Here is a 6,842-nt window from a genome sequence, read left to right on the forward strand (position 1 = left end):
GGTGCGGTTGCTGATCACGGCGATCGCCGCGGCCGAGGGCCCCTCGGACCCGCTGGACCTCGTCGTCGACACCGAGGACGACGCCACCGTCGGCGATCTCGCCCTCGCCCTGGCCCGCCGCGTGGCCGACGCCACGGCGCACCGACGCCCGTTCGCCGCGCTGGGCGCGGGCGGGGGTGCCGAGGCCCAGGTTCCCCAGCTGCGCGTCGTGCGGAGCGAGGACGGACCCTCCTCGGCCCCGGTCGCGCTCGCCGACCGGGAGCGTGAGGCCGTGACCGCCCCACCGCTCTACGTGGGTGACCGGCGGCTCGACCCCGCTATGCCGCTGGCCGCCAGCCCGGTGCGCCACGGCTCGGTGGTGGGCGTCGGCGGGTCGGTGGGCGACCTGCTGGCCGAGCCGCACGGGGCGGTGGAGGTCCGCATCTCCTCCGGGCCCGGGGCGGGAACCGTGGCCCGGCTCAGCACCGGCGAGCACGTGGTCGGCAGCACGGTGCACGCGGCGGTGGCCATGCCCCCGGTGGGTCTGCCCGGGGTCTGCCTGACCGTGCAGGTGCGTCCCGACGGCACCGTCCTCCTCGACCCGGACCCGGACCTGCTGGGCGTGCTGCAGCAGCCGGTGTGGCGCAGCCGCCCGTTGCCGGGCCCGATCGTGCTCGACGCCGAGGCCGAGATCCAGCAGCGGCGCGCCGGCGAGAGCACCTACAGCGAGCTGCCGCCGGGGACCCGGGTCATCAGCGCCGACGCACCCACGCCCCTGCTGCACATCGACCGCGAGGAGGTGGCGCCGGGGCAGGTGTGGGAGCCGGGACAGGCCCTCGTGGTGGGTCCCTGCCTGCTCGAGCTCACCGTGCCGACCGTGCCGGACGCCTCGCTGTCGCTCAGCCCGCAGGGCGCCACGCTGGACTACAACCGGCCGCCCCGGCTGCTGCCCGCGGCCCGGCAGACCGAGTTCACCCTGCCCAACGAGCCACGGCGGCCGCTGGGCCAGCAGATCCCCTGGGCGTTCATCTTCCTGCCGGCCTTCGCCGGCCTGGCGATGTACCTCATCACCGGACGCCTCTACACCCTCATCTTTATCGCGTTGACGCCGCTCATGGCCATCTCCAACTGGGTGAGCGGTCGGTCGCAGGAACGCAAGCGCTACCGCAACGACTTCGCCGAGTACACCGCGCGGATGCGGAAGGTGCAGCAGAGCGCCCTGGCCGGCCTCTCCGACGAGCGGTCCGCCCGACGGCGCGACTTCGCCGACCCGGGCGAGGTGCTCATGACCGCCATCGGGCCGCGGCGCCGGCTCTGGGAGCGGCGCCGCAGCGACCCCGACTGGCTCGTCGCCCGCTTCGGGACGGCCGACCAGGTGTCCTCGGTGACGGTGAAGTCCAACGCCCGTGAGGAGCACGAGGGGGACCTGGCGTGGACCGCCCCCGACGTGCCCGTCACCGTGAGCCTGCTCGAGGCCGGCGTGACCGGCCTGGCCGGACCGGCCCGCCGCGCGGTGGGCCGGTGGGTGGTGGCCCAGCTGGCGGTCCTGCACTCGCCGGTGGACCTCGACATGACCCTGCTCACCTCGGCCGACGGCGAGGCCGACTGGCACTGGGCGCGGTGGTTGCCGCACCTGCGCTCCGACGACGGAGACCCCGAGCTGGCCCAGGTCGGCGTGGACGACGAGACCACCTCGCGGCGGATCGCCGAGCTGGTGGCCGAGCTCGAGCGGCGTCTCGAGCTCGCCGACTCGGGCTCGTTCTCGAGCAAGGGCGTGAGCTTCCCTCCGCTGCTGGTCGTGCTCGACGGCTCCCGGCGGTTGCGCCTGCTGCCCGGCATGGTGCCGCTGCTGCAGCGTGGCCCCTCGGTCGGGATCACCTTCCTGTGCCTGGACGAGGACGAGCGGCTGCTGCCGGAGGAGTGCCGGGCCGTCGTCCAGGCCGACGAGCCCCTCATGCGGGTGACGGTGAGCGAGCAGTGGGTCATCGAGGGGGTCCGACCCGACCTCGTCAGCCCGGCATGGGGGGAGCGGGTGGCGCGCGCGGTGGCCCCGGTGCGGGACGTGTCCGCCGAGGATGCCGCCGCGACGATCCCCACCTCGAGCCGCCTGCTCGACGTGCTGCGGCTCGACCCGCCCACCGCCGCCGCCGTGCAGGAGCGCTGGGTGTCGGTCGGGCGCACCACCCGGGCCGTCATCGGGGAGGGCACGGAAGGGGCCTTCGCCATCGACATGGTCAAGGACGGCCCCCACGGTCTGGTGGCCGGCACCACGGGCTCGGGCAAGTCCGAGCTGCTGCAGACCGTCATCGCCTCGCTCGCCGTGCACAACCGGCCCGACGAGATGACCTTCGTGCTCGTCGACTACAAGGGCGGCGCGGCCTTCAAGGACTGCAACCGGCTGCCGCACACCGTCGGGATGGTGACCGACCTGGACGGCCACCTCACCGGCCGGGCGCTGGAGTCGCTGGGCGCCGAGCTGCGCCGTCGCGAGCACCAGCTGGCGGGCGCCGACGCCAAGGACATCGAGGACTACCTCGCGACCAGGGGTCCCGACGACGAGCCGATGCCCCGGCTGCTCATCGTCATCGACGAGTTCGCCGCGCTCGTGGCCGAGCTGCCCGACTTCGTCACCGGCCTGGTCGACATCGCCCGGCGCGGGCGCTCCCTGGGGGTGCACCTCATCCTGGCGACGCAGCGGCCGGCCGGGGTGGTGAGCGCCGAGATCAAGTCCAACACCAACCTGCGGATCGCACTGCGCGTGACCGACTCGGGCGACTCCCAGGACGTCATCGAGGCCCGCGACGCGGCCGAGATCTCCCAGTCGACGCCGGGCCGCGCCTACGCCCGGCTCGGCCACTCCTCCCTCATCCCGTTCCAGTCCTCGCGCGTCGGGGGCCGGCCGCGCGGGGAGGGCAGGGCCGCCGAGGTCGAGCTGCGGGGTATGCCGTTCGCCGAGCTCGGGGTCGCGCCGCCGCGGGTGCAGGCGGCGGAGGAGGACGCCACGGTCCCGACCGACCTCGCCGCCCTGGTGCAGGCCTGCCAGCAGGCGAGCGAGGAGTCGGGGGTGCACGCCCCGGCCAGCCCGTGGCTGCCGGCGCTCGACGACGTGGTGACCCTCGAGCAGGTGCTGGAGCAGTTCCCGGACGCGGTGCCCGAGCCCGGTCGGATGCGGCTGCCGCTGGGGGTCGTCGACCTGCCCGCGCAGCAGCGTCGGGACGTGGCGGCATACAGCCTCGCCACCGGGTCCCACCTCGCGATCGTCGGGGCGGCGCGCACCGGCCGGTCGAGCGCGCTGCGGGTGCTGGCCGGCGCTGTCGCGCGGGACCTGTCGCCCGAGGACGTGCACGTCTACGGCGTGGACTGCGGCAACAACGCGCTGCTGCCGCTGCAGTCTCTTCCGCACGTGGGCGCCGTCGTCCTGCGCGACCAGACCGACCGGATGGAGCGGCTCGTGGGCCGCCTGCGCGCGCTCATCAGCGAGCGCCAGCAGCTGCTGGCGCAGGCCGGGTACGCCGACGTCGCCGAGCAGCGGGCCGCGGTGCCGCAGGAGGAGCGGCTGCCCTACGTCCTCGTCCTCCTCGACCGCTGGGAGGGCTTCTTCCAGGTCTACGACTCCCTCGACGGTGGCCGGCTGGTGGCCGCCGTCCAGCAGATCCTCCAGGAGGGTGCCGCGGTGGGGGTGCGGGTCGTCATGACCGGCGACCGCTCCGTGGTCATGGGTCGCATGGGCACGCTGCTGGACGACAAGATCATGATGCGGATGACCGACCCCAGCGACTTCTCCAATATCGGCATGCCGGCCAAGAAGGTCCCCGAGCGGATGCCGGAGGGGCGTGGTTTCCGGGCCGAGGGGCTCCGCGAGACGCAGTTCGCGCTGCTGGCCGACGACCCGGCCGGCACCGCGCAGGTGCGTGCCCTGCAGGCGCTCGGCAAGGCCGCCACGCAGCGGTATGCCGACCTGCCGCGCTCGCGCCGGCCGTTCCATGTGGACCTGCTGCCGGTCCGGTTCACCGCGCAGGAGGCGCACCGGCTGCGCGAGGAGGAGCAGGCGCAGGGACTCACCGTCCCCGACACCGCGCTGGCCGTCGCCGTGGGCGGCGACACCCTCGGCCTGCGGCACCTCGACGCGGTCGAGCACGGTCCCGCCGTGCTGGTCACCGGGCCGCGCCGCAGCGGTCGCTCCACGGTCCTGCGCCAGCTGGCCGGCGAGGCGCTGCGGGCGCGGTGCCAGGTGGCCCTGGTCACGCCCCGGAAGAGCCCGCTGCGCGAGCTCGCCGGGTCCCCGGGGGTGCACGGCCCCTGGGACCTGGGCAGCGACCAGAGCGAGGTGACCGAGCAGCTCACCGCCCTCGTGGCAGGCGAGGAACCCCTGGTCGTGCTCGTCGACGACACCGAGCTGGTCGGGTCGGACGGGTGGCTGGCCGAGGCCCTGGTCAAGGCCGTCGAGCAGATGCGCGACTCCGACAGCATGCTCGTGGGAGCCGGCACGGCCTCGGACATGCAGAGCCACTACCGCGGGCCGTCGGCGGTGCTGAAGAAGGCCGGCACCGGTGTCCTGCTCAACCCGCAGTCCAGCGCCGACGCCGACATGTTCGGCGCCCGTCTGAACCGGTCCGCCTACGGTCAGTCGCTGCCCCCGGGCGGCGGCTACCTCGTCGTGGCCGGCCAGGCGGAGCGGGTGCAGGTCGTCTGGCCCGGCTGAGGCGGAGGGAGAGCCCCCGCGGCCCCGGGAGCAGGAGGGGAGGCTGATCGGCAGGATGCTGCCGATGTGCGAGTTTGGCGCGAAGATGACGTCGAGAAGGTGGACATGGCGCCCGGGTCTGCCTAGGGTGAGAGGCGGCCGCACCGCCGAGGGGTTTCATGGGGGATGCGGTCGGGACCATTTCCACGAACCCTCGGAAGGGGAGTACCACTCATGGCCGTTGGTGGTGAACTCGCGACTCTGCGAGACCTGCACAAGACGCTCGACACCTCCGCCCTGGACATCCAGCGGGTGTCCGAGGACATCGACAAGTCGCTCAACAGCACCGTCTGGACCGGTGCCAACTCGGAGAAGTTCAAGGACGCCTGGCAGACGTTCAAGCCGACGCTGACCCCCAAGCTGGTCGACGCGCTCAACGAGGCCAAGGAAGACATCAAGACGCAGCACAACAACCTGGCCGCCGCCACCGGCGAGTCGGACCGCATCTGAGTCATCCGGCGGCAGGGGCCGGGGAGCGCGAGGCGCCCCCCGGCCCCTGCTGTGTGTCCGGGTCGACGATGACCGAGTCTGCGTGTCTCTGAAAGATCTGCTAGAGAACCGCATACAGTGCCATCGTGGATCCCATCCGTAACCCCTACGCCCCCGGCGCCGGCCAGCGCCCGCCCGAGCTCGCCGGTCGCGACGAGCAGCTCGACCGCTTCCGCGTGGTGCTCGAGCGCATCCAGCGCGGCCGCCCCGAGCGCAGCATGGTGCTCACCGGTCTGCGCGGGGTCGGCAAGACCGTGCTGCTCAACGCGCTGCGCGGGGCGGCCGTGCGCTCCCGCTGGGGGACGGGCAAGTACGAGGCGCGCCCGGAGCAGGGCATGCGCCGACCCATGGCGGCGGCGCTGCACGTGGCGGTGCGCGAGCTCGGGCACCCGCAGGGGGACGAGGTCGACCACGTGCTCGGCGTCATCAAGGCGTTCGCCCAGAAGGACCAGCCGGGCGCCAAGCTGCGGGACCGGTGGAACCCCGGCATCGAGGTCGCCGCGGTCACCGGGCGTGCCGACTCCGGCGACATGGAGATCGACCTCGTGGAGCTGCTCTCCGACGTGGGCGGTCTCGCGGCGGACGTCGGCAAGGGCGTCGGCGTCTTCATCGACGAGATGCAGGACCTGCAGCCCGACGACGTGTCGGCGATCTGCGCGGCCTGCCACGAGCTGAGCCAGTCGGCGCTGCCGGTCATCGTCGTCGGCGCCGGGCTGCCCCACCTGCCCGCGGTGCTGTCGGCGAGCAAGTCCTACTCCGAGCGGCTCTTCCGCTACACCCGCATCGACCGGCTCTCCCGCGAGCAGGCCGAGCGGGCGCTGCAGCTGCCCGCGGAGGACGAGGACGCGACGTGGTCGCCCGAGGCCCTGGCGGCGATGTATGCCGCGACCGGCGGCTACCCCTACTTCCTGCAGGCCTACGGCAAGGAGGTGTGGGACCTCGCCCCGCAGTCCCCCATCACCGCCGAGGACGTGCGGGTGGCGGGGCCGGAGGCCGAGGCCGAGCTGGCGGTCGGCTTCTTCGGCAGCCGCTACGAGCGGGCCACCCCGGGGGAGCGGGAGTACCTCCGGGCGATGGCCGACCTCGCCGCGCAGCGGGTGGAGACGGGGGAGGAGGTCGACGAGATCGAGTCGGTCGCGACGGCCGACATCGCCAGCCACCTGGGCCGCAAGCCGCAGTCGCTGTCGCCGCCGCGGGACGCGCTGCTCAAGAAGGGCCTCATCTACTCCGGGGAGCGCGGGCGCATCGCCTTCACGGTGCCGCACTTCGGCCGCTACCTGCGCGAGAACACCTGAGCCGCCCGTGTCCAGTTCGAGCGAAAATGAGACGTGGGCGAGCGAAACGAGACTCGTGAGACCAGGCCCACTCCAGACGTGAGAAATGAGACAACGAAGCGGGCAATCTGAGACGCCAGATGTCGAGATGCAGTGAAGATTGCGCGCTCGCGAGCGTCGGACCTGCAGGATCCGGCCCCGGCCGTGGGTCCGGCCAAAGTAGACCGCCCGGCCCGACAGTCGCGCTCACGTCGCCGCGAGTCCGAGTACCGTCGTGCTAGCGGACATGCCAATCTCCCTGTTGGCGGACACGTGCTTCCCTGCTGACGGACAGCTCATCTCCCTGCCCGTGGCCAAGG

At 73.2% G+C, this 6,842-nt stretch carries 3 protein-coding genes; all 3 read left to right on the top strand.

The genetic code is table 11. From position 1 onward, the window contains the following. Position 1: 1 nt before the first annotated feature. The 3 genes from AVL62_RS12190 (at position 2) to AVL62_RS12200 (ending at position 6,504) form a co-directional block, all read left to right on the top strand. Entirely contained in the window at positions 2-4,681 is a 4,680-nt protein-coding gene (locus AVL62_RS12190; protein WP_058891932.1) for an FtsK/SpoIIIE domain-containing protein, read from the top strand. Between the two features lie 213 nt (positions 4,682-4,894). After that, on the top strand, positions 4,895-5,170 hold the full coding sequence (locus AVL62_RS12195; RefSeq protein ID WP_058891933.1) for a WXG100 family type VII secretion target: 276 nt from the start codon (positions 4,895-4,897) through the stop codon (positions 5,168-5,170). Positions 5,171-5,295: 125 nt separating this feature from the next. Next, on the top strand, positions 5,296-6,504 hold the full coding sequence (locus AVL62_RS12200; RefSeq protein ID WP_058891934.1) for an ATP-binding protein: 1,209 nt from the start codon (positions 5,296-5,298) through the stop codon (positions 6,502-6,504). Positions 6,505-6,842 lie beyond the last annotated feature (338 nt).

The organism is Serinicoccus chungangensis (assembly GCF_001483745.1).
Taxonomy (GTDB): domain Bacteria; phylum Actinomycetota; class Actinomycetes; order Actinomycetales; family Dermatophilaceae; genus Ornithinicoccus; species Ornithinicoccus chungangensis_A.

Excerpts from the sequence above, each read along its gene's own strand:
- AVL62_RS12195 (WP_058891933.1), top strand. The coding sequence starts at position 4,895 with ATGGCCGTTGGTGGTGAACTCGCGACTCTGCGAGACCTGCACAAGACG.